Below are 21909 nucleotides of genomic sequence, written 5' to 3'. Positions count from 1 at the left end.
TAAATAATAATAAAGGAGTATCAGATGCGTCTGTTACCTACTACCCTTGCTGTGGTTATCGCAGCGTCTACTTTCTCTATTCCTGCTCAAGCTAACGATCAGCTGGCGGCAAATATTTGTAACTATGTGCAGGCTGATGATAAGAACCGTTTACGTAAAAAGCTAAAAGAGAGCCGCGTAAAATTACGCAATATCTATAATGGTATCTCATGTAATGGTGGTAGCCTGCTTCGTACCGCGATGGATAGTGGCTCTGATAAGGTTGGAACATTTGTTGCGAAACGCCTCTCTGTAACAGATTTAAAGGCGGCAGAAGCCGATGGAATGACGATCGTGCAATGGTCTGAGGCAAATGGACATGACGGCAGTGCGATTACGGCTGCAATTAATGAGCGTATAGCAAGTAACTAAGTAACAGAGTTTCCATAAAAATGCCGGGCTGATGAGCCCGGCATTTTTTATGGAACCAAGTCTTATGGAATAACCTTGATTAAACGGTAAACTCCCTTACCGAAGCCTGTAGTTCCTCGGCCAGTTGTGCAACTTGATGGCTCGATTGCGCAGTTTGTTCGGCGCCTGTTGAGGTCTCTTCCGAGATGGCTGCAATATGCTCCAGTTTCTCTGAAACCTGCTGGCTAACAATGTTTTGCTCTTGTGCTGCATGGGCGATATGAGTGCCTGAATCGTGTGCCTGATGGACTGATTCACTGATACTCTCCAGTGCAATATTGGCCTGTTCGGTCTTATCGACACAAGAGCTTGCTTGATCGCGTCCCAACTCCATCACTGAGACCGCTTCCTGAGCACCTTGCTGCAGAACTTCGATCATCTGCTGTATCTCTTGGGTAGAATCTTGAGTCCTTGAAGCCAGGCTCCTGACTTCATCTGCAACGACTGCAAACCCACGCCCCTGCTCTCCGGCTCTGGCTGCTTCGATTGCAGCATTAAGTGCCAGCAGGTTAGTTTGTTCGGCAATGCCTCGAATTACATCGAGGATGGAGCCGATGGAGGCACTATCTGAGTGGAGTTTATTGATCACAACCCCAGCCTTACCTACTTCGTCGGCGAGAGCTAGAATTGTCTGCTTATTCTCATCGGCGATGGTTCGCATATGCTGCGCTTCATCATCGGCTTGTTTTATCTGTTGCAGCGCATCATCGGCACTGGTAGTAACCTGCTGCGCACTGGAGCTCAATTCAGTCGTTGCGGTAGCGACTTGATCGACCTGACTCTTCTGTTCCTGTATGCTGGCGGTCGTTTGCATCGTGATGGCCGAAGTTTCCTCTGCTGCTGCTGCCAGCTGATTGGAGCGATCTAAAATCCCTTGTATCAGGCTTCGTAAACTATCCACCAGGCGATTACAGTTTTTGGAAAGTTCGGCAAATTCATCATGCCCGCTATCATCCAACTTATGAGTTAAATTTCCCGATGCCAGAATATTAAGTGCATTATTCACCTTGGCAAGTGATTGGGTGAGGGGGCGGATCACAGCAATAGAGACAATAATAGAGACAATAATTGCAACGATTACCAAGATCATGGTGTTGATGCTGGCCGAGTCTATATCACTGATAGCCTTGTCACTCACCTCTTTAGAGACGGACTCTACCGCATCGGTTAAGGCTCTCATGTTCTGATTGAGGCTCTGAGTATCTTTTTCGACCCGATCGAGCATCTGGTCCGTTGAAGACTCAAGGTTTAATTGATGACCTTTTAAGGCTTGAATAGAGTCATTGCCTTCAAGCATCGAGAACACTTTCTTTGCCTCGTTACTGATTTCGGTAAGTAACTCCTCGTCAACTTCGCCTCCCCAGTTTGTCTTGATATACTCAAGCTTATATCCGATGTTTCTTATGTAGTAGTCGAGCTCATTGGTGATAGTTTCATGTTGCTGCTTACTACTACTATTCACCAGGTCTATACTGGTGCTGACAATACCACTCAAACTATTATCAATATCACCTGCTGTCGCGGCAATTTGCTGCTCCACGGGATCTTCACTTATCTCAAGATCGATAAGATCTAGCAAGATAGATGCTGTATCGTCGGCCGTCTCTTCAAGTGTTTCTAGTTTTGAGGCTAAGTTCTCCCGGGTCACCAGCGCACTCTCTCTGGTCTGAATCATCTTCAGACCATTGCTTTCAAAGTTAAGGTAACTTTGACGCAGATCTGAGATCACCCTGGTAAAATCAGCTTGAGATTGTGAACTGACAATATTGGATAGCGAATCTAATTCGTTGACAAACGCTTGGCTGGATTTAGAAAATTTGGATTCGATTGCCGGGATTTGAGCCGATTTACTGCTATGGTAGGCGGTAAGTAGCTGTGTTTCCTGAACTGAGAGGCTCTCTACAAGATGGCCACTGGACTCGAGTGCCGGAAGACTGAGCTCCTGCAATACTTGAGTACTCGTCTTGAGTTTACTATTAGTGAGTAGAGAAGCTCCACCTAAGGCGATGAGTAACAGGGTAACAACACTAAACCCGCCAATGACTCTTGTGGCGACATTCATTTTCATAGGGTGCTCCGATTATTATTATATTTCCTACAACTATTCAGCTTAAAGCTGTCAGTTACTCTTCCCTCGCAAAAATACCTTTAAAATTCATAGCTTGGGCAGGTTGGCTCTAGTGATTAATTTTTATCGGCCAATTAATGAGTTAGTTTAACTCTTTTTTAACCTGCTTTGGGTTATTTTTTGATTAGATTCTAAATGCCAGAGTGTCAGGTGCTCGCCCCAACAACAACCAGTGTCTAGTGCATGGATCCTTGTTGAGGGCACCTTACCCATAACGGCGGCCCAATGTCCGAAAACTAAAGTATGGGTTTCATTAATGACTCCGGCGCGTTCAAACCAGGGGGAGAGATCGGGATCTTCACACGCAGCCGGAGGCAGCTTACAGCCAAAGTCGAGTCTCCCGTCACTATGGAGAAACCTCATTCGGGTCAGGGCATTGATGCAGTATATTTTTCGCTCCAGTTCAGACATGGAGTCGTGCCAGCAATTTGAACCATTGGTATACATATGACTGATAAGTGAGGTGATGTAATCACTTGATCTAAGCGCTGCTGCGACCTGGTCCGCTTCCTCTCTTAAAGTCTCAAGACTCCATTGGGGAGGAACTCCCGCATGAGTCATGACCAGCTTGTGTTCTGGCAGTTCTTGGTAAAGCGGTTGCAGTCGTAACCAGTCAATCAGAGAGCCAATATCCGGGGCCGTGAGTAATGGACCGAGTTGATCTTTGGGATTTGCTCTTTTAATTTTGGCATTTACTGCCAAAAGGTGAAGGTCATGATTTCCCAGTACCACACGACCGGAGCCCTCCAGTTGCTGAAAATAGCGCAGAGTCTCCAGTGAGCCCGGGCCTCTTGCCACAAGATCTCCGACGGCCCAAAGCTGATCTTTTGATGGGTTAAAGTCGACATTATTCAGAAGAAGCTGTAACTCTTCGAAGCATCCTTGAATATCACCAACAAAATAATGCGCCATCTATGTCGCCTCAATTAGGGTTAAAAAATTCATTTCAGTGGAGCAGACCTGGTACTGCGAGCCTGAAAGGAGGTATTTGTGCCTTAAAGCTTTCTCCTTCTCCGGTGAGCATGGTGTAGCTGCCTTGCATGATCCCCAGAGGAGTCTCCAGTACTGTGCCACTGGTATATTGGTATGCACTGTCAGGCTCTATTGTGGGGGTCTCGCCAACGACGCCCTCACCGCGCACTTCACTATTATTGTTATTTGCATCGGTAATGGACCAGTAGCGACTCTTCAGTGTCACTGCTTTTTCGCCGAGATTAATGATAGTGATGGTATATCTGAACAGGTACTTCTCCTCTGTCGGGGAAGATTGGTCTTCAATATATTCAGTTTTTACTTCGACCTTGATGGAGTCTTCTGGTGCTGACATGACTTTCCTTATGGCGAAAGAAAGGAGGGCTTAGCCCTCCTGAAATTTATGATGTTTAATCAATATTTGTCAATGGCAATCAGTTATCGCAAGCTTACTTCTTGTCGATAACGAGGTTAGCCATAGCGACATATTGCTCAACACTTATCTGTTCCGGTCTCAGCGAAGAGTCGATGCCGAGTTGTGTAAACTCTTCATCGGTGATCATATGCTTGAGGTTGTTGCGCAGCGTTTTGCGGCGCATATTAAATGCCGTGGTGGTCAGGTGTCTGAGCAGATCGACATCTTTACATGGCCATGGCTTTGTCTTATAAGGCACGAGGCGAACAACTGCCGAGTCGACCTTAGGTGCAGGTGTAAAGCATCCCGGTGGGACTTCTAATACCGGTAGTACCTGACAGTGATACTGGGCCATTACAGTTAGACGGCCATAGGCCTTAGTTCCAGGGCTGGCAGAGAGTCTTAATACCACCTCTTTTTGGAGCATAAAGTGCATATTCTTAATCTGTTCTGCGAATTCGAACAGATGAAACATGAGAGGTGTCGAGATGTTATAGGGCAGATTACCAAATACTTTAAGTTGTTTGCCTTCTTCGATCAGCTGACTAAAGTCAAACTTGAGTGCATCACCTTGATGGATATCCAACTTATGCTTCAGTGTCGGATGCTCTTTGAGTCGCTCAACAAGATCTTTATCCAGCTCAACTACCGTTAACTTATCGATGCCATTGGCTACCGGTTCGGTTAGGGCGCCGAGACCCGGGCCAATTTCAACCATAACATGATCATTATCGGGTGCAATCGCACCCACGATGCGGTTGATAATATTGCCGTCGGTCAGGAAGTTTTGACCGAAACGTTTTCTGGCTGTATGGCCTAAATGTACTTTATTACTCATTACTTTTTTCAACTACTCAGATTTGGCAGCCAAATCTATGGCTTTATTAAGTGCACAGACAAAGCTTCCAATGTCTGCTTGTCCGGTTCCGGCGAGTTCTAGTGCGGTACCGTGATCGACAGAGGTGCGAATATAGGGAAGCCCTAATGTGATATTTACAGAGCTGCCAAAACCTTGGGATTTAAGGACCGGCAAACCCTGATCGTGATACATAGCTAAGATAACATCGGCATCTTCCAGATATTTTTTCTGAAAAATAGTATCTGCGGGCAGTGGACCGACAATATTCATACCCTCGGCTCGTAATTCCTCGAGGGCCGGTATGATGGTATCAATTTCTTCTCGCCCTAAATGCCCATCTTCACCGGCGTGTGGGTTAAGCCCACAGACGTAAATCTTAGGTTGTTCAAGTGCAAACTTCTCAACTAAATCGGTATGAAGGATCTTAACTATTTGATGAAGTCTGTCACGGGTTATTGCCTTAGATACGTAGGCTAATGGAATATGGGTTGTCACCAGGGCCACATGTAAACCTGGCGCGGCCAGCATCATTACAACATCTTGGCAATTTGCCTGATTGGCAAAAAATTCGGTATGTCCGCTAAACGGAATACCGGATTGGTTAATGATACCTTTATGCACAGGGCCTGTGACGACGGCATCAAATTCACCGTTCATGTTTTTCTCACCGGCATAGCGCAGTGTTTCAACGACATAGGCACTATTTTGCTCATCGAGCTGACCACATACCGCTTCATTGAGCAGAGCAAAGGGAGCCAGTGTCAATGTGCCCGCTTCTTGAGCTTTAGGCTCAAGATTCGGCTGATAGGGCTTTAACTGAAGCGGAAGTCCAAGCTTTTTAGCTCTGGCGGACAAAAGTTCAGGATCGGCGCAAACAACTAGCTCAGCAGGCCAAGCCTGCTGAGCTAGTTGGATAACTAAATCTGGGCCAATTCCTGCGGGCTCTCCCGGGGTAATGGCAATTCGTTTAGTCGTCAAAATAATTAACCTCGGTTGAAATCAGCATCGAAAACTTCGATATACGCTTCAGATCTCATCTCATCCAGCCAGTTCTGTAACTCTTCATTAAACTTACGGCGGAAGATAAGTTGGTGCGCCCGATTAGTATTAAATTTGTCTGTAGCATCCGTTGTTCGACGCTCTTCAAGCTGTACTATATGCCAGCCGTGACTCGAACGAAATGGCTCACTGATCTCACCAATTTCTAATGCATTCAAGGTTTGAGCGAATGCTGGAACATAAGCGGAAGGATCTGCCCAGCCCAGCTCACCACCTTTAGCCCCTGAACCTGGATCTTCAGAGTATTGACGGGCAAGGGCTGCAAAATCAGCATCGCCGGAACGTATCTGTTCCACGAACTTATCAAGCATCGCCTTAGCTCTTTCTTCTGACAGGATCGGTGATGGCTTAATTAGAATATGTCTTGAGCTGACTTCATCAACCTCTTTTGTTTGAAGGCCACGGGCATCGAGCACCTTGATGATATGAAAGCCTGCACCGCTTCGAATTGGACCTATGACGTCATCTGTCTTAGCTCCACCCAACACCTCAGCAAACAGCGTTGGCATTTCGTTGACGTTCATATACTCCCAAACACCGCCTTCGAGGGCTTTTGGACCTGCCGATGCTGCAATCGCAGTACGGCGGAAATCATCACCATTTTTAATACGTTTCAGCACTGTATTGGCACGATCACTTGCCTTTTGTAGCTCTTCACTGCTTGGGCTACTTGGTACTTCAATCAGTATGTGTCCAATCTGGAACTCAACTTGCTGCAGCCCTTGCTCTTCGATAAGTTTAACTAAGTTATTTATCTCTTGAGGTGAGACCTGAATACGGCGTTGAACCTGAATCCGTTGGATTTCACCTAAGGTGATCTCTTCACGTAGTTGCTCACGATACTGGCTCCAGCTCATTCCCTCTTGACCAATCTTCTCTCGCATCTGAGCGACGGTAAGGTTTTGCTCTTTGGCAATATTACTTATGGTCTGATCCAGCTGAAGGTCTCCAATATGCAAACCAATTCTATCGGCCATCTGCATCTGTAACCGAGTCATGATTAAACGTTCAATAACCTGGGTTCTAAGCGCTTGATCTGATGGTAACGCCTGTTCTGCTGAGCTGGCATTGGCTTTTACTGTCTGCAGCATACCGGCAATCTCGCTTTCCAGTACAATACCTTCGTTTATCTGAACTGTAACACGGTCCAGGGGCTCTACTTTAGCTTGAACTGTGTGGCTCATTGCCAGGGTAAGAAAAGCAAAAATAAAATGTTTACAGGGTTTCATCAACAAAAATCCTTGGCATATTAACGTCTGGTGCGGCATTAAATGATGCCGGCTAAAAAATCTATTATCAAAAGTTGGACTACAGGTCTAACTCATGGTTCATCGAAAATGCAATTGTTTTACTAGTTTTTCAGGTAAAGCGGCTTTCGGTAATTAAACAGACCATCGTTAAGCATATCTGATACGCCTAATGGGCCAGAGCCACCGAGCCCCTTTATTACAAAGTTGAGATATAAACCGCTCTCGAAAAGCTCTCTATTATCCAGTACCGGATTATAGTCATCATCATAATTAGTCTTGATTCTATAATGATAACTCAAACGTAAGGCCCAACAGCAGGACTCATACTGAAAACCGGCGTAGGTTTCGATACTACGGCTCTCGTTGAGATCGTAATACCAGTTACCGACCAAGTAAAGACTATCATTCAGTGGCCACGCTCCTCGCATGCCCGCCTGGGAAATATTGACCGACTCGTTGGTATTGCTATTCAGAAGGTCCGGGACATAGCGATAACTAAATTGTAATAGCTTGTTGGCACCTGGACGGAAGTCTAGAGTTACCTCACTCTTCTTATTATCACTCTGCTTAGTATCATACTGAATAGAGCCACTCATATACCAGTCTTGGTAAATCTGGGTATTCAATTCGGCAGCTAACACTGAGTTTGAAGTATTTTCCTGGGTAAAAGTTTCACCTTGAAAAGAGGAATCTGGTAGGCCAACCCGGCTCTCCTGAAAGTAAAATATCTGACCCAGACTGAACTTAAACTTCTCGACGTTATGGGAATCAAATAAACGGGTGGTCAAACCTAAGGTCATCTGATTCGCGTCGGCGACTCTATCCGGACCTGAAAAACGTCGCTCACGAAATAGCCCGAAGTAATCTTCCTGAAGCTGTGCCGTATCATAAACACCAATATTAGATTGGTCTTCATAACCGACATAGAGGTACTGGAATTGAGGCTCTAAAGTCTGGCGATAGTTTTCGTTAAAGTAGTCGGTAAATCTCTCGAAGTTGACCTGACCATGGATCCGCACTTGTGGCAGAGTACGGCTCACACTGCTATCGAGATCTTTATTGGCATCAATACGGGCATCATCCTGCCAATAGTATGTTTGCAGCAGCTTCAATTCACTGGTTAACGACCCGGCAGGCCCATGAAGCGGGAAAGAGATACTAGGTTCAAAATGAAGTCGTGTTGCCGTCGTTTTGTCGCTGTCTTCATGCTCAAAATTTGTCACTTCACTTAAGAAGCCAAGATCTAAACCTTTCCAGACATCGGGAGAACGGTAGTTAAAACCAAGCTGTGGCATCACCTTATAAGGTTTTTCATCTTCGCCCAGTACTTTTATGTCTTGAACCCTGGCATTGAAATTCCAGTTTGTTTCGAAATAGCTGACTTCACCAATTCGAGTCAATTGATTATCGGTTGCGCGCTGAACATCAGACTTTAAATCGTTGAAATAGTTGTTATCCGAAACATCGGTGTAGTTAGCGAGCACTCGCCAGTTTTCATCTATTGCACCCTGATGTTCCCAGTGGTAAAGATAGCGATTAGGCGAGTTAGCCAACATATCATCGTTACCCAAATACTCGATATTCAGTTGACCCTGTTGAGCATCACCGGCCAGATATCTGAAGTCACTCTTTAAGAACAGGCCACGGGCAGACATATAGTGAGGCGTGAGGGTCAGATCGTAGTCTGGTGCAATATTCCAATAATAGGGGGTAGCAACTTCAACACCATTGGTGGTACTGGTGCTGAAAGTTGGAAACAAAAAACCTGACTTACGTTTATCCGATACAGGTATTGTCATATAGGGAATATAAAGAACAGGCACGTTACCAATTTTTAGTTTGGCGTCCCATAATTCACCCCATTCCTCTTTACTGTCAATTTTTATCGTTTCGGCTTCGAGTAGCCAAGACGTATCCTCCGGAGGACAAGTGGTAAAGTTGGTCTTGGTCAGGTAGAGGTTGTTGTCTGGTGTGATCTCCAGCTTTTCAGCATCGCCATGGATCTGTTGCCCATGCAACCAGTATTGAGCACCCGACAAGGTGGCACTGTTACTGCGCATCTCGGCAACCAGAGAATCGGCGGTGACGGTAAACATTTGATCCTGGAAGACAAGATTTCCGTTAGCGTCTAAACGTTCCGATTCTTGATCTAAAATGGCTTCATCGGCAGCGATATTACGCCCGCCCTGACTGAATGAGACATCACCATTAAATTTAGCTTGTTTACCCATTTGGGCTTCTGAGCGATCTGAGATGATGCGGATCTCCTGGAGATCTATCTTTACATCGCTATTTTCCGGCGGCGTCAAACGGGGAACCGGAGGCTCGACGATACACTGAGTATCGGAGTTGGTAGTAACTGGAGTTTCTTCAGCCAAGACTAATTGGGGAAGTAGGCTTAGTGCCAATAAATAACGGATCTGCATCTTAAGTCGTTTAATATGATTTCTTAGTCTGGACAAGTATTGGTGAGAAAAGTTGCCGCTTCAATCAGACAACACAGCTAAATATCGAGATTGAGCTTATTAGCTGTTTCCATTTTGCTTTATAATAAAGCAATTTTTCCATAAGAGCCATGAGGTGCCCTTGTCAGATCCCAGATTTCTTGTTTTAAATGCATGGCTAAACCGAATTTTTGATACACAAGTCACCCCGGAATTGATCTCCGGTGATGCCAGTTTCAGGCGCTATTTTCGGGTTCAGAGCGCCGGCAAGAGTTTTATCGTTATGGACTCTCCGCCAGAACTGATTCCGGTGATGCCGTTTGTTAAGCTGGCAAACGCCTACAAAAGCAAAGGGGTTCTCACGCCACAAGTTATTGAAATAAATGTTGAAGATGGTTTTCTTTTACTGAGCGACTTGGGGGACGTGCAGCTGCTATCTGAGTTAACCCCAGATAATGTTGAACGATATTACGGACAAGCTCTAGCCCTCCTGGATAGGGTGAGCAGGGTCAGGGATAACGGTGAATTTCCACTGCCCCTGTACGACGGCGAATTTGTAAAACGAGAATTGGAAATTTTTACTGAATGGTTGATAAACCATCATCTCGATATTGAACTCGATGATACGACGCAATCTATGTTGGATAGAACCTATTCAGTCTTGATCCATAACGCCGCAGAACAGCCTGTGGTCGGGATGCATAGGGATTATCATAGCCGTAATTTAATGCTGAAAAATGGCCAACTGAATGTTATCGATTTTCAGGATGCCGTATTAGGACCGATAACCTATGATGCGGTGTCTTTGCTCAGAGATTGCTATGTTCGCTGGCCTGATGAGCTCGTGGAAATGTTGATGTTAAGGCATTTTCATCAGCTGATTGAGGCCGGTTCGCTAGATGAGAATCTTCCGCTGGAAACCTATCGCAGATGGTTCGACCTTATGGGCTTACAGCGCCATATTAAGGCCGCGGGGATTTTTGCCAGACTGAAATACAGAGATGACAAGCCTGCTTATATGAATGATATCCCGTTAACACTACAATATATCCGAGATATTTCAGGGTGTTACCACGAGCTGTCTGACTTTTGTCATTGGGTTGAAACTCTGATTATTCCAACTTTTGAGGAAAACAGATGAAGGCGATGATCTTAGCGGCGGGTCGGGGAGAGAGGTTACGTCCTCTGACCGACTCGGTTCCGAAACCTCTGGTCAGAGTCGATGGCAAGCCATTAATTGTCTACCACATAGAGCGTCTGGCTAAGGCTGGTATCAGCGAGATTATCATCAATCACGCCTGGCTAGGTGATAAGTTGGTTCAAGCATTGGGAGACGGTAGTCGGTGGGGCATCACTATTCTCTACAGTGCAGAGTCCAGCGCATTAGAAACCGGTGGAGGGATAAAACAGGCATTACCTTTATTGGGCAATCGTCCTTTTCTGGTGATTAATGGCGACATCTTTATTGATGACTTGCCCGATTTTTCCGAGCCGAATTCGACCGAACTGCTTGATGGAAAGCTTGCCCATCTATGGTTGGTAGATAACCCGGAGCAGCACCCCAAGGGGGACTTTCCTTTAAGAGATGGCCTGGTTGCAGCTGATATCCTTGATAATGAACCGACACTAACGTTTTCTGGTATGGGGATATATCACCCTTCACTTTTTGAAAATACACCGGATAATGGCTTTCCGTTAGCGCCGTTACTAAGAGAGAAAATGGCGTTAAGGGCGGTTTCTGGTTCACATTTTCCGGGCTTTTGGTGTGATGTAGGGACGAAGGAACGTTTAGACAAGTTAGAGCGTCGACAGCAAGAGGTGGGATAAGCCGATCGATATCGGCTACCCAGATCTCAATTTTTATTTTTTAGTTTCAACTAATGTTATGAGTAAGGTTTATTGATGCGTATTTGGGGTAAGTTTTTTGGCTTCGCTATCGGCTTCATGTTTGGTCGAATCATTGGTGGTTTGATTGGTCTGTGGTTAGGCCATCTTTATGATAAGAAAAGCGCCGAACTTAGCGGCATCATAGGCAAAGGCGCCAATAGGCAGACACTCTTTTTTAATACAACCTTTGCCGTGATGGGGCATGTGGCGAAAGCTTCGGGTCAAGTCACCGAAAATGATATCCGTATCGCCACCTTGTTGATGGATCAGATGCAACTCAAGGGAGAGGCGAGAAAAGAAGCCCAAGCGGCCTTTAAAGAGGGTAAAGAGAGTGACTTCGATATTAAGGCTTGCCTTAAGACATTTCGACTCATCTCTATGGGCCGAAAAGAGTTGCTGCAGATGTTTCTGGAGATCCAGATCCAGACCGCTTTATCTGACGCCAAACTCGATCCTAAGGAGCACTCGGTCCTGTTAACCGTGGCTCAAGAGTTAGGTTTCAGTGCCAGTCAGCTGGACGAACTACTCAAACGCTGGCAAGCAGAATTTAATTTTCATCAAGGTGGCAATAATAATCAGACCACGATTGAGGATGCTTATGACCTACTTGGGTTATCAGAAGCATCTTCGGATCAAGAGGTTAAGCGTAGTTATCGCAAGTTAATGAATGAACACCACCCAGATAAGTTGGTCGCTAAGGGATTACCACAAGAGATGATGGAGTTAGCCAAAGTGAAAGCGCAAGATATTCAGGCGGCTTATGACAGAGTGAAGAGCGACAGAGGAATGCGTTAAGCTTCTCAGGCTGGGATCGATGATTTATCACTGGTGGTCAGGGTTTAAAGTGTCACGCCGAGTAGGCATGTGTATACTTGTGGCATATATAGATATAATTTTGTCGAGTATATAAAAGGATTTGTTATGAAAATTAGAGACCACTTGCCGTTTTCGGTTTTAGTTGCGGCGTCTGTTTTTGTTACTACACCGGTCGTGGCCGAAGTGTTTGTCGCCCCTTTTGGTGGTTATAGTTTCGGTGCCAGCGAGTTTGATATCACTGCCGAAAATACAGGGGAGCCGGGTTCATTAAAGATCTCTGAGTCCGGACATTACGGATTCATTGCGGGCGTAACGACCAATGACCCGGGCGATATCTATTTTCTCTATAGTCACCAAGATACTGACCTTAGAACCGGAGGCAGTTTCAGCCCCAATGTTATCACCGACTTAAATGTGGATTATTTCCACCTCGGTGGTTCACTCTACTTTCCCAATGGAAACCTCAAGCCCTATGTAACGGCCAGTTTAGGCCTGACTCAGATGCGTCCGGGTGATAATTACTCGACCGAATCACGATTTTCAATGGGCTTCGGTGCTGGCATCGAATATCAGATGACAGAGGCTTTCTCATTGTTTGCCGACGCCAGAGGTTATGCCACCTTTGTTAATAGTAGTAGCGCACTGTTTTGTGACGGTGGAGATTGCCTCTGGTCTATTAGCTCCGACATCATGTGGCAGGGGCAGGCGAATCTCGGCGTTAAGCTTAAGTTCTAGGTACTAGATTTAAGTTTTAAGTTCTAAGTTCTAAGTTCTAAGTTCTAAGCTCTAAGCTCTAAGCTCTAAGCTCTAAGCTCTAAGCTCTAAGCTCTAAGCTCTAAGCTCTAAGCTCTAAGTCTTAACTCCTGAATTCTAAGGTGACAGATGAATATAGTCGTACTCGATGGTTATACGTTAAATCCCGGCGATCTTGACTGGCAAGCCTTGGCTGATATTGCCAAACAGGATGGTGAAGGACAATTTAACTGCTTTGACCGAACCTCTGAGGCTGAGCTTATCTGTCGCGCATCGGGTGCCGATATCATCTTCACCAATAAAACGCTTATTACAGCCGAAGCCTTATTTCAGCTTCCGAACCTTAAATACATAGGAGTGCTTGCTACGGGCACAAATGTGGTTGACCTGAACACTGCAACAGAGCGGGGAGTTATCGTGACCAATGTGCCCGGTTATGGCCCGGATGCCGTGGCGCAGATGGTGTTCGCTCATATCCTTCACCATACCCAGAGAGTCAGTATTCACCATAGTGCCGTGTCAGAGGGAAAGTGGACTGGCTGTGAAGACTTCTGTTTTACCCTGGCACCGCTGCAATCCCTAAAGGGAAAAACCTTAGGTTTGATGGGGTATGGCGCTATCGGCAGACAGGTTGCGAATATTGCCTTAGCCTTCGGAATGAAGGTGTTAGTCAATACGCGCACAGAGCCCCTCGACTTGCCACTGGGTGTAAAATGGACCGCCTTCGACTCGATGATACCTCAGGTCGATATCCTATCTTTGCACTGTCCTTTGACTGAGGCGACAGATAAGATAATCAACCGCACTGTGCTTGATAAGATGCGCTCGAGTGCTATCTTGATCAATACCGCACGTGGGGGATTAATCGATGAGGCGGCGTTGAAACAGGCCTTAGACGAAGGGGAGATCGCGGCCGCCGGTGTCGATGTGCTCTCGACAGAGCCACCACAGGCAGACAACCCGTTACTCAGTGCCGTCAACATAAGTATCACTCCCCATAACTCCTGGGCCACACGTGAGGCCAGGCAAAGTTTACTGGATATAGCGGTAGATAATTTGCGGGCTTTTCTATTGGCAGAGCCTGTGAACAGGGTGAACTGAGCCCATCTTCCCGGACGTTATGATCCGGGAGGTGGCTTTCATATAAACCGCTTTCTATAAGATAACTTCAACCTTACCGGCACAAACCAGCGCCTTATCTATCGCGTTATCGATACTTTCACCACGGGCCAGGGCAACACCCAGACGGCGACGTCCATCGATCTCAGGTTTTGCGAACAGACGCAGCTGAGTGTCTGGGGCTTCCAGCGCCGCTGCCATTCCCTGATAGCGAATATTGTTAGATTTTCCCTCCGCCAGAATCACAGCTGACGCACTTGGGCCATGCTGAGCGATATTGGAGACAGGCAAACCAAGAATGGCGCGCGCATGCAGGGCAAATTCGGATAGGTCTTGGCTTATCAAGGTCACAAGCCCGGTATCGTGTGGGCGCGGGGAGACTTCAGAGAAATAGACCTCATCGCCCTTAATAAACAGTTCGACGCCGAATAGACCGTAGCCACCAAGTGCTTCGACAACTTTACGACCTATCTCCTGGGATTTGGCCAACACTTGAGCAGACATGGCCTGAGGCTGCCAGGATTCACGATAGTCACCATCTTCCTGCCTGTGTCCTATGGGATCACAGAAGTGGATGCCATTAGCTGCACTTACCGTGAGCAGGGTGATCTCGTAATCGAAGGGGACAAAGCCTTCTACAATAACCCGGCCTCCACCCGCACGACCTCCCTCCTGGGCATAGTTCCATGCGTTGAGTACCTGCCCCGATTCGCGGATAACGCTTTGTCCTTTACCCGATGAGCTCATTACCGGCTTTACGACACAGGGCATGCCAATGTTTTCGATGGCTAGCTCAAACTCGGCTTGTGTATCGCAAAAAAAGTAGGGTGAGGTCGGAAGGCCTAAGGTTTCTGCTGCCAGACGTCTGATCCCTTCTCTGTCCATAGTCAGCTGTGTAGCTTTAGCTGTAGGCACGATATTGACACCTTCCGCTTCCATCTCAACTAAGGTTTGGGTCGCGATGGCCTCAATTTCAGGAATAACCAGATGGGGTTGCTCCTGTTCAATAATGTTTCTCAGCGCATCGCCATCGAGCATATTGATGACATGAAATCTGTGGGCGATTTGCATTGCAGGAGCGTTAGGGTATCGATCGACACCGATCACCTCTACTCCCATACGCTGTAGTTCGATTGCCACCTCTTTGCCGAGTTCGCCGCAGCCGAGAAGCATGGCGCGAAGTGCGCCATTTGAATGTGGTGTTCCTATCATTGTGGGTACCTTATTTTTTTTATACAGGTATTAGCTGTTAAGGCTAAGTTAGTTTTTTTCTGTTTTTGAGCTTATGTTTGCTCTTTTATTCACTATATTACATTGATGGCTGAATATAGTTGAAACAAGGGTTACAAGTGTGTAGTGGATCACTTTAGGGGCACGGAATACTGTGTTTCTGCTTAAAATACCACTGGTATTGCTAATGAAATGTTGAGAGAATGTTTCAGAGGTTGGGGCTGTCTTAACCAATAAAAACAAACACCTAAATATGACCGATGACGGTGGATATACGGGTGTAAGGAGCGAGTAGTGTTTCTGGATTACTTTGCATTAGGTGTGATTTTCTTTGTCGCAATTTTCATTTTTTACGGTGTTATCGTCATTCATGATATTCCCTACGAAATTGCCAAGAAGCGTAACCACCCGCAGCAGGATGCGCTGCATGTAGCCGGCTGGGTGAGCCTGTTTACCCTGCATGCCATCTGGCCATTTCTCTGGATCTGGGCCACCTTGTATCGGGAAGATCGAGGTTGGGGGTTCAATTCTGTTATCGAACGCGAGTTGGCCCTGGAAGGTGAGGTGAAGCTGCTTAGTGAAACGGTGACTCAGTTAGAGTTACGCTTGCAATCGATAGAGCAGTCTGGTGAAAAGCCGGTCATAACCGCCGACGCGCAAACCGATGTCGGTGAACACACAACAAGTAAGACGGAGGTATAAGATGGATCTATTACTGATTCTTACTTACACAGCGATCTGTATTGCCATTTTTAAGATTTTTAAAATTCCGTTGACTAAGTGGACAGTTCCAACGGCTATCTTAGGCGGAATATTTATCGTAGGCGCCTTGATCCTGCTGATGAACTACAACCACCCCTATACTCCATTTGCGAAAGAGGTGTTTGTTACGGTACCGATTAATCCAGCGGTACGTGGAATAGTGACGGAAGTTGAAGTTAAACCTAATGTTCCTATTAAGAAAGGGGATGTGCTATTTCGCATCGATCCACGTCCCTTTGAGGCTGTGGTTAAGCAGAAACGTGCGGCGTTAGTCTCTGCAGAGCAAGAGGTGCCACAGCTCGAAGCTGCATGGCAGGCTGCACTGGCCAGTGTCGAGCGAGCGACAGCGGACAAAGACAGGACTAAGTCGGCATTCGAACGTTATGCCAAAGGTAAGAAAAAAGGTGGTGTTAACTCGCCATTTACCGAGCTTGAGCTCGATAACAAGCGTCAGCTCTATTTAGCATCGGAAGCACAACTGAGCTCGGTTAAAGCAGAAGAGCTAAGAGTCCGGCTCGCGTTCCAATCGAATGTCGATGGCGTCAATACTAAAGTTGCAGGGATCCAGGGAGAGCTCGAGAAAGCGCTGTTCGATCTGGAGATGACGGTTGTCAGGGCGCCGAGCGATGGCATGGTCACTCAGATGGCGCTGCGTCCCGGTATTGTGGCGGTACCTATGCCACTGCGTTCATTGGTGAGCTTTATTCCCGATGAGCAGCGCTATTTTGCCGGCGCTTTCTGGCAAAACTCACTGTTACGATTAAAAGAAGGCGATGAGGCCGAAGTGATCTTAGATGCGGCCCCTGGTGTCGTGTTTAAGGGACGGGTAGCCAAAATCTTACCCGCAATGGCCGAGGGAGAGCTACAATCGCGAGGCGTATTGATCTCCTCTATGGTATTAATGCCGAGAGGAAGGGCTGTCGTGCTGATTGAGCTTGACGATCATGATGTGAAAAGCGCATTCCCTGCAGGTGTGGCGGGTCAGGCGGCCATCTATACCGAGCATTTCTCTCATGTTGCTGTAATGCGCAAAGTTATACTGAGAATGCTGGGCTGGCTCAACTATTTGTTTCATTAACTATGCAGTGAGTTAATACTGCCGAGCTACGAGCTGAAAATAAATAAAGGGACATTAGATTGTCCCTTTACTTTTTTTATCAGGTAATACCAAAATGGAGTAGCGGGGGCTCCCGCTGAATAATCAGATAATTAACTGAATTGGTATTAATCGATGCAAGATATCAGAGATTTAACCGCCGTATTACGCTCAAATACCCCGATTGTGGTTATCGAAACCTATGAGGAGTATCGGGTCGTCGAACTGCTGAAGAAAGTGTCTTCGATTCTCTATCAACCTTTGTTTACCTGGAGTATTACTCAGGGACTGACGCGGGTCGATCGTGCTATCGGCACTCAAAAATTTAATAGTGAACCTGCCGATATCTTAGGCCAGATTAAATCTACCGAGCAGCAGGGGATCTATGTGCTGTGTGACTTTCATCCCTTTGTCGAAAACGCGCCTAAGAATGTGCGTCTGCTCAAAGAGATAGCGCTGGAGTATGAGTCTTTAAAACATACCATAGTGTTGGTGAGTCATGCCTTTCAGATCCCGCCAGAGATTAAGCGTTACTGCGCCCATTTTCGTATCTCTCTGCCTAACACGGCTCAGCTACAAAACCTTATCTATGAGCAGGTAGAGCAAGTTAAGAGTGAGGGGCTGGTACTTGATGTAGATGACTCCGCAGTATCTAAACTCGCTAATAACCTAAGGGGGCTGACATTTGATGATGCCCGCCGTCTTGCCCATAAAGCCATTGTCGATGACGGGGCGATCACTCACTCAGATGTCGATATGGTAAACCGGGGCAAGTTTGAGCTGCTGGATATGAAAGGTGTACTGCAGTTTGAATACGATACCAGTGACTTCTCTGAGGTGGCGGGTCTGCACAATTTGAAAAAGTGGTTAAATCAGAGAGCGCCCTCGGGTAAAACACAGGCCCTCGAAGATCAGCCCAAAGGGATACTGCTGCTCGGCGTGCAGGGCAGTGGTAAGAGTCTGGCGGCGAAAGCCGTAGCTGGCATGTGGCAACGTCCCTTGCTGAGAATGGATATGTCGGCCCTTTATAATAAATATATCGGTGAGACAGAGAAGAACCTGCGTCATGCTTTAGAGTTGGCCGATCTTATGTCGCCCTGTGTATTGTGGATCGATGAAATAGAGAAAGGTTTAAGTAGCGGCAGTAGTGATGACGGTACCTCAAAACGAATTTTAGGCACCATTCTGACCTGGATGTCTGAGCGAAAATCTGATGTCTTCATGGTGGCGACCGCAAACGATATATCGGCATTGCCCCCCGAACTGATGCGCAAAGGTCGTATGGATGAGATCTTCTTCGTCGACCTGCCGGATGACGAGATCCGTCAGGCGATATTTCTTATTCATGTCAAGCGTCGTCAGTTAGATCCTAACCGCTTTGATTGGGCTCAACTGTCGAAGGTGAGCCGGGGATTTTCCGGGGCAGAGATAGAGCAAGCGATCATCTCCGCCATCTATACGGCAAAGGCATCGGACAGAGAGGTGGAACAGAGCCTGCTCATCGAAGAGTTAATGAAAACCAGACCACTTTCAGTGGTGATGCGAGAAAAGCTCCAGGCACTCAGAGATTGGGCTTCGGAACGAACTGTAAATGCGCATCAATAGAAACTCATAATATCTATTTAAGCTCTGTTGTTATCGATTTTGTATCGTTTTTTCTTCATTTATTGATGCTAAATTTTTGAGCATTGTTTTGTGAGTTATTATCTGTATAAATGGATTTATGACCTTCTTATTACTGTTCGGTATTATAAATATAAGGATAATGAAATGAATGGAACTCAGCTTATATTCGGCCGATTGCTATTATGCGGTCTGGCATTTACGTCACTTTCAGGGTGTGGAGTTAATAATAGTGAGCAGATAGAGAGAGAGCTTTTAGTGAGCAAGGGGGTGAAGCAATATCCCTCTAGGTGCATACGAGTTGATGAGTATCAGTTTGAGCATTATGAGTATAACCATCACCTAGCTAGGACTAAAATCGTTCGTGAGCCTATCTACCCCGCTAATGCTAAAAGGCTTGGAGTAGAGGGGCATGTATCGATGGAGTTTGATCTCTCTGTTGATGGAAAGCCTATCAATATTACTATGTTAGAATCATCTCCAGCTGGTGTTTTCGATCAAGCTGGGATTGAAGCACTATCGACTTGGGTCTATCAGGGGGAGATGTTGCCATGTCATGCAATATCGCTTAGTTTTAAGCTGCCTCCAGAGTGATGATTTTAATCTGTGATTAGTGCGGGTATTAACACCAACGCTTAATGAAATTAGGGAGTTATATCTAAACTTAACTCCCCATAGTGTTTTCAAATTATTTAGTCTGCTTTCTTAGGCGGAAATTGAGAGAGAATTTTTGACACTGTGTTGTGAGTATCCTCGGCCTTTTCTTCGCCGCCTGCATCGAAGTTAAACTTATCACTGCCTCGCCATATGAGCTTGTTGCTCTGTGCGTCTATGATATCTATCTGTATGGTCTGAATTTTAGCGGTATCACTTCCGATAGGCACACCCACGCTAGTACCTATGCTGATGCCGCCATTACTTCCCCAAGTGCCAGTCCCCAGCCCTATCGATACGCCGGAGTCTTTAGGTTTGTTATCGACCTTGAAGGTGTATGTGATCTTGAAACTGGGATCTACTTCGTCCCTGATAAATCCTTTAGCGGTCAATGCACCATTGATGGCATTGATGATTCTGGTAGAGCTGATGGGATCGTTAGTCTGAGTCGGTGAGAACTCAATGAAACTCTTTAGCTGGCTGAAGTCGTAGCCGACATCGTAGTCACTCTTAGGTTTAGCGGCGCAAGCAGACAATAATAAACCAGAGAGGAGTAAAGCGGATAAGCGACTAAGTTTCATCTTAATTTCTCTATGTAAGGACAGATTCATTCAATGCGATATTAACGAACCCTTTAATAGTATCAGCTTTAAATGAATAAAACTTAGCCAGCTGAATAGTTATCAGTTATGTTTAAGGTATTACATATTCAGATAACCAAAGGGTTTTGGCACAGTTAGGGTATGGAGCAGTTAGAGTTTTTTGAGATCCCCAGTCCCTGTATCGGTATCTGTCAGACCGATGCGAGAGGGTATTGTAAGGGCTGTTTGCGAAATAGAGATGAGCGTTTTAACTGGCTCGAGTTCTCTGATGCCAAAAAATATGATGTGATCCGTTTATGCAAACAGCGTAAGCGTCGCAGGCAGCTGGCGATATTAAAGACGAAAAAAGCCCAACTGGTGCAGCAGAGGGCTGTGATAAACTCATCTTTAGATTTTGGTGTCGGCGAGGATGCTGATCCGGACTCACCAGCTGTTTAATCGATTTTGCTTTCCTTGCTCATTTTTTTATCCGGCTCTTATTCTGAGCCTTATTTTTAGACTGGGCAGGTGTAGGCCACATCAGTGTGAAGCTGGTGTATCCCTCCCGGCTTTCGAGGGTAACCTTGCCGTTGTGACGCTCCATGATTCGCTTGATGATTGCCAGTCCTAGTCCATGGCCTTTATTACCATTCTGAACTGACTGGCTGCGATAGAAGGGCTCAAATATCTTGCATTGGTCTTCAAAGGGGATCCCCTGACCATCGTCTGTAACCGAGAGTGATATCAGCTCTGGGGTCTGCTTTATTTCAACCTGAATCGATTGACGCCCAAATCGTTGTGCATTGGTGATCAGATTTTGTATCGCCCTTTCTATGAGAGAGGGATCGCCCATGAGATAGACTGGGTCTTCACTGTTTTCAAACACGATCGGTGCCGCTGTTGTTGAAGAAAGCCTATCTATGGTTTGTTTAGTTAACACGCTGAGATCACAATGTTCGAGTTGAACCTCTTTGCGTTGTGATTCAAGGCTGGCGTAGGTTAAGAGCTCCTGAAGTAGATTCTCCATCTCCTTCACATCTTGCTGCATATCGTTTAAAAAATCAGTTCTTCGCTGCTCGTCAGATTCAGGTTTGCAATATTGCGGCATTAAGGCCAAGGCAAATTTCAGTCGGGCAAGTGGGGTACGGATCTCATGTGAAACGGCGTTCGAAAGATGTTTCTGATTCTCGATAAGGGTGCTGATCTGCTGCGCCATTTCGTTAAAGGTGATAGCCAGAGGCAATACCTGAGAGCGAGAGGATAAGGTTATCTGGGTGTCCCAATTTGCCTGACCAAACTCCTTAGTCGCATTTCTCAGAGTCTTAATATCCCTCGAGAGTGGCCAAACCCAGATTAAGGCGATAAAGGCTAAAGAGAGGTAGAAAAATAGGGTGAATAGCCCGCGTAATCTCTTTCTGGGGTCGATCTCGATTGGGCCGGCGACTAAGATCTGATCTTTTACTTTAACGAAGTGAAGCTCATGGTCATCGTCTTGTTCGGTGATAAGCACACTGTTTGCTGTGAGTGAGCTTTGGTCCGTCATCGCTATTTGACCGGCATCAATCAGCTTTATGGGGTAGTCAGGATTTTGGTTTAACTCTTGAAGATATAAATGGCGCTGCTCTTCAGGGAGCTTAGCCAGCAACTGCGCCAAAGCGATAAGTGGTGCATCTAATGCACCACTCTCTTCGACATTATTCTGCCAGATGCTATCGAGTGTCCAGCCTATACCTAAAACACTGAGGCTTAGCAGCAGGTAGAGACTGATAAAAAGTCGTTTCAATTATTTTTCCATAATAAATATGTTGAAC

At 46.1% G+C, this 21909-nt stretch carries 21 protein-coding genes; 11 read left to right on the top strand and 10 right to left on the bottom strand.

The window, feature by feature from the left end; all coding sequences use genetic code 11:
• Positions 1–24: 24 nt before the first annotated feature.
• Positions 25–411 (top strand): DUF3718 domain-containing protein, encoded by a 387-nt coding sequence (locus tag EKG39_RS04265; protein WP_126504483.1) that lies wholly within the window; start codon positions 25–27, stop codon positions 409–411.
• A gap of 79 nt (positions 412–490) precedes the next feature.
• Here EKG39_RS04265 and EKG39_RS04260 read toward each other — a convergent pair whose 3' ends face one another.
• The 7 genes from EKG39_RS04260 to lptD all read right to left on the bottom strand — a co-directional run bounded on the left by EKG39_RS04260 (position 491) and on the right by lptD (position 9559).
• Positions 491–2518, bottom strand: a complete 2028-nt coding sequence (locus tag EKG39_RS04260) for a methyl-accepting chemotaxis protein (RefSeq protein ID WP_126504482.1) — start codon at positions 2516–2518, stop codon at positions 491–493.
• Between the two features lie 147 nt (positions 2519–2665).
• Positions 2666–3490 carry a symmetrical bis(5'-nucleosyl)-tetraphosphatase gene (locus EKG39_RS04255; RefSeq protein WP_126504481.1) on the bottom strand — a complete coding sequence of 275 codons (825 nt, stop codon included), beginning with the start codon at positions 3488–3490 and terminating at the stop codon, positions 2666–2668.
• Between the two features lie 34 nt (positions 3491–3524).
• On the bottom strand, positions 3525–3905 hold the full coding sequence (gene apaG, locus EKG39_RS04250) for a Co2+/Mg2+ efflux protein ApaG (RefSeq protein WP_126504480.1): 381 nt from the start codon (positions 3903–3905) through the stop codon (positions 3525–3527).
• A 94-nt stretch (positions 3906–3999) separates the two neighbouring features.
• Positions 4000–4803, bottom strand: coding sequence for a 16S rRNA (adenine(1518)-N(6)/adenine(1519)-N(6))-dimethyltransferase RsmA (gene rsmA / locus EKG39_RS04245; RefSeq protein ID WP_126504479.1), 804 nt, complete (start codon positions 4801–4803; stop codon positions 4000–4002).
• A 12-nt stretch (positions 4804–4815) separates the two neighbouring features.
• A complete protein-coding gene (gene pdxA / locus EKG39_RS04240; RefSeq protein WP_126504478.1) occupies positions 4816–5802 on the bottom strand; it encodes a 4-hydroxythreonine-4-phosphate dehydrogenase PdxA in 987 nt (328 codons plus the stop codon).
• Positions 5803–5807: 5 nt separating this feature from the next.
• Positions 5808–7112 (bottom strand): peptidylprolyl isomerase SurA, encoded by a 1305-nt coding sequence (surA, locus tag EKG39_RS04235; protein WP_126504477.1) that lies wholly within the window; start codon positions 7110–7112, stop codon positions 5808–5810.
• A gap of 122 nt (positions 7113–7234) precedes the next feature.
• Complete coding sequence (gene lptD / locus EKG39_RS04230) at positions 7235–9559, bottom strand: LPS assembly protein LptD (protein ID WP_126504476.1); 2325 nt, start codon at positions 9557–9559, stop codon at positions 7235–7237.
• A gap of 154 nt (positions 9560–9713) precedes the next feature.
• On the opposite strand from lptD, the gene EKG39_RS04225 reads away from it, so the two are divergent.
• The 5 genes from EKG39_RS04225 to EKG39_RS04205 all read left to right on the top strand — a co-directional run bounded on the left by EKG39_RS04225 (position 9714) and on the right by EKG39_RS04205 (position 14134).
• Positions 9714–10718: an aminoglycoside phosphotransferase family protein gene (locus tag EKG39_RS04225; protein ID WP_126504475.1), complete on the top strand. Its 1005-nt coding sequence runs from the start codon at positions 9714–9716 to the stop codon at positions 10716–10718.
• Positions 10715–11404, top strand: a complete 690-nt coding sequence (murU, locus tag EKG39_RS04220; protein ID WP_126504474.1) for an N-acetylmuramate alpha-1-phosphate uridylyltransferase MurU — start codon at positions 10715–10717, stop codon at positions 11402–11404. The genes EKG39_RS04225 and murU overlap by 4 nt, the downstream gene beginning before the upstream one ends.
• 75 nt (positions 11405–11479) lie before the next feature.
• Positions 11480–12259, top strand: coding sequence for a co-chaperone DjlA (gene djlA / locus EKG39_RS04215; protein WP_126504473.1), 780 nt, complete (start codon positions 11480–11482; stop codon positions 12257–12259).
• A gap of 126 nt (positions 12260–12385) precedes the next feature.
• On the top strand, positions 12386–13015 hold the full coding sequence (locus EKG39_RS04210; RefSeq protein ID WP_126504472.1) for an outer membrane beta-barrel protein: 630 nt from the start codon (positions 12386–12388) through the stop codon (positions 13013–13015).
• Positions 13016–13162: 147 nt separating this feature from the next.
• A complete protein-coding gene (locus tag EKG39_RS04205) occupies positions 13163–14134 on the top strand; it encodes a D-2-hydroxyacid dehydrogenase (RefSeq protein WP_126504471.1) in 972 nt (323 codons plus the stop codon).
• A 54-nt stretch (positions 14135–14188) separates the two neighbouring features.
• Here the strand turns inward: EKG39_RS04205 and purT are convergent, their stop codons facing one another.
• Complete coding sequence (gene purT / locus EKG39_RS04200) at positions 14189–15364, bottom strand: formate-dependent phosphoribosylglycinamide formyltransferase (protein ID WP_126504470.1); 1176 nt, start codon at positions 15362–15364, stop codon at positions 14189–14191.
• A 312-nt stretch (positions 15365–15676) separates the two neighbouring features.
• Here purT and EKG39_RS04195 point away from each other — a divergent pair, with 312 nt between their 5' ends.
• The 4 genes from EKG39_RS04195 (at position 15677) to EKG39_RS04180 (ending at position 19457) form a co-directional block, all read left to right on the top strand.
• Complete coding sequence (locus EKG39_RS04195) at positions 15677–16084, top strand: DUF3302 domain-containing protein (RefSeq protein WP_126504469.1); 408 nt, start codon at positions 15677–15679, stop codon at positions 16082–16084.
• Position 16085: 1 nt separating this feature from the next.
• Positions 16086–17222 carry an HlyD family secretion protein gene (locus EKG39_RS04190; protein ID WP_126504468.1) on the top strand — a complete coding sequence of 379 codons (1137 nt, stop codon included), beginning with the start codon at positions 16086–16088 and terminating at the stop codon, positions 17220–17222.
• A 153-nt stretch (positions 17223–17375) separates the two neighbouring features.
• Positions 17376–18845, top strand: coding sequence for an AAA family ATPase (locus tag EKG39_RS04185; RefSeq protein WP_126504467.1), 1470 nt, complete (start codon positions 17376–17378; stop codon positions 18843–18845).
• Between the two features lie 165 nt (positions 18846–19010).
• Positions 19011–19457, top strand: a complete 447-nt coding sequence (locus EKG39_RS04180) for an energy transducer TonB (RefSeq protein WP_126504466.1) — start codon at positions 19011–19013, stop codon at positions 19455–19457.
• Positions 19458–19555: 98 nt separating this feature from the next.
• On the opposite strand, the gene EKG39_RS04175 is transcribed toward EKG39_RS04180, so the two are convergent.
• Positions 19556–20098, bottom strand: a complete 543-nt coding sequence (locus EKG39_RS04175) for a DUF4136 domain-containing protein (RefSeq protein ID WP_126504465.1) — start codon at positions 20096–20098, stop codon at positions 19556–19558.
• 162 nt (positions 20099–20260) lie between these two features.
• Between EKG39_RS04175 and EKG39_RS04170 the strand changes: the two genes are divergently transcribed.
• Complete coding sequence (locus EKG39_RS04170; RefSeq protein WP_126504464.1) at positions 20261–20557, top strand: DUF1289 domain-containing protein; 297 nt, start codon at positions 20261–20263, stop codon at positions 20555–20557.
• 19 nt (positions 20558–20576) lie between these two features.
• On the opposite strand, the gene EKG39_RS04165 is transcribed toward EKG39_RS04170, so the two are convergent.
• Entirely contained in the window at positions 20577–21881 is a 1305-nt protein-coding gene (locus EKG39_RS04165; protein WP_126504463.1) for an ATP-binding protein, read from the bottom strand.
• Positions 21882–21909 lie beyond the last annotated feature (28 nt).

This window comes from Shewanella atlantica (assembly GCF_003966265.1).
GTDB classification, from domain to species: domain Bacteria; phylum Pseudomonadota; class Gammaproteobacteria; order Enterobacterales; family Shewanellaceae; genus Shewanella; species Shewanella atlantica.
The sequence above is the reverse complement of the archived record's forward strand: the minus strand, read 5'-3'. Positions and strand labels throughout refer to the sequence as shown.

Coding starts and splice junctions, on each gene's coding strand:
- rsmA (WP_126504479.1), bottom strand. CDS start 4,803: ATGAGTAATAAAGTACATTTAGGCCATACAGCCAGAAAACGTTTCGGT.
- surA (WP_126504477.1), bottom strand. CDS start 7,112: ATGAAACCCTGTAAACATTTTATTTTTGCTTTTCTTACCCTGGCAATG.
- EKG39_RS04185 (WP_126504467.1), top strand. CDS start 17,376: ATGCAAGATATCAGAGATTTAACCGCCGTATTACGCTCAAATACCCCG.
- EKG39_RS04205 (WP_126504471.1), top strand. CDS start 13,163: ATGAATATAGTCGTACTCGATGGTTATACGTTAAATCCCGGCGATCTT.
- apaG (WP_126504480.1), bottom strand. CDS start 3,905: ATGTCAGCACCAGAAGACTCCATCAAGGTCGAAGTAAAAACTGAATAT.
- EKG39_RS04255 (WP_126504481.1), bottom strand. CDS start 3,490: ATGGCGCATTATTTTGTTGGTGATATTCAAGGATGCTTCGAAGAGTTA.
- EKG39_RS04190 (WP_126504468.1), top strand. CDS start 16,086: ATGGATCTATTACTGATTCTTACTTACACAGCGATCTGTATTGCCATT.
- murU (WP_126504474.1), top strand. CDS start 10,715: ATGAAGGCGATGATCTTAGCGGCGGGTCGGGGAGAGAGGTTACGTCCT.
- EKG39_RS04265 (WP_126504483.1), top strand. CDS start 25: ATGCGTCTGTTACCTACTACCCTTGCTGTGGTTATCGCAGCGTCTACT.
- EKG39_RS04175 (WP_126504465.1), bottom strand. CDS start 20,098: ATGAAACTTAGTCGCTTATCCGCTTTACTCCTCTCTGGTTTATTATTG.
- EKG39_RS04180 (WP_126504466.1), top strand. CDS start 19,011: ATGAATGGAACTCAGCTTATATTCGGCCGATTGCTATTATGCGGTCTG.
- EKG39_RS04260 (WP_126504482.1), bottom strand. CDS start 2,518: ATGAAAATGAATGTCGCCACAAGAGTCATTGGCGGGTTTAGTGTTGTT.
- lptD (WP_126504476.1), bottom strand. CDS start 9,559: ATGCAGATCCGTTATTTATTGGCACTAAGCCTACTTCCCCAATTAGTC.
- djlA (WP_126504473.1), top strand. CDS start 11,480: ATGCGTATTTGGGGTAAGTTTTTTGGCTTCGCTATCGGCTTCATGTTT.
- purT (WP_126504470.1), bottom strand. CDS start 15,364: ATGATAGGAACACCACATTCAAATGGCGCACTTCGCGCCATGCTTCTC.
- EKG39_RS04170 (WP_126504464.1), top strand. CDS start 20,261: ATGGAGCAGTTAGAGTTTTTTGAGATCCCCAGTCCCTGTATCGGTATC.
- EKG39_RS04210 (WP_126504472.1), top strand. CDS start 12,386: ATGAAAATTAGAGACCACTTGCCGTTTTCGGTTTTAGTTGCGGCGTCT.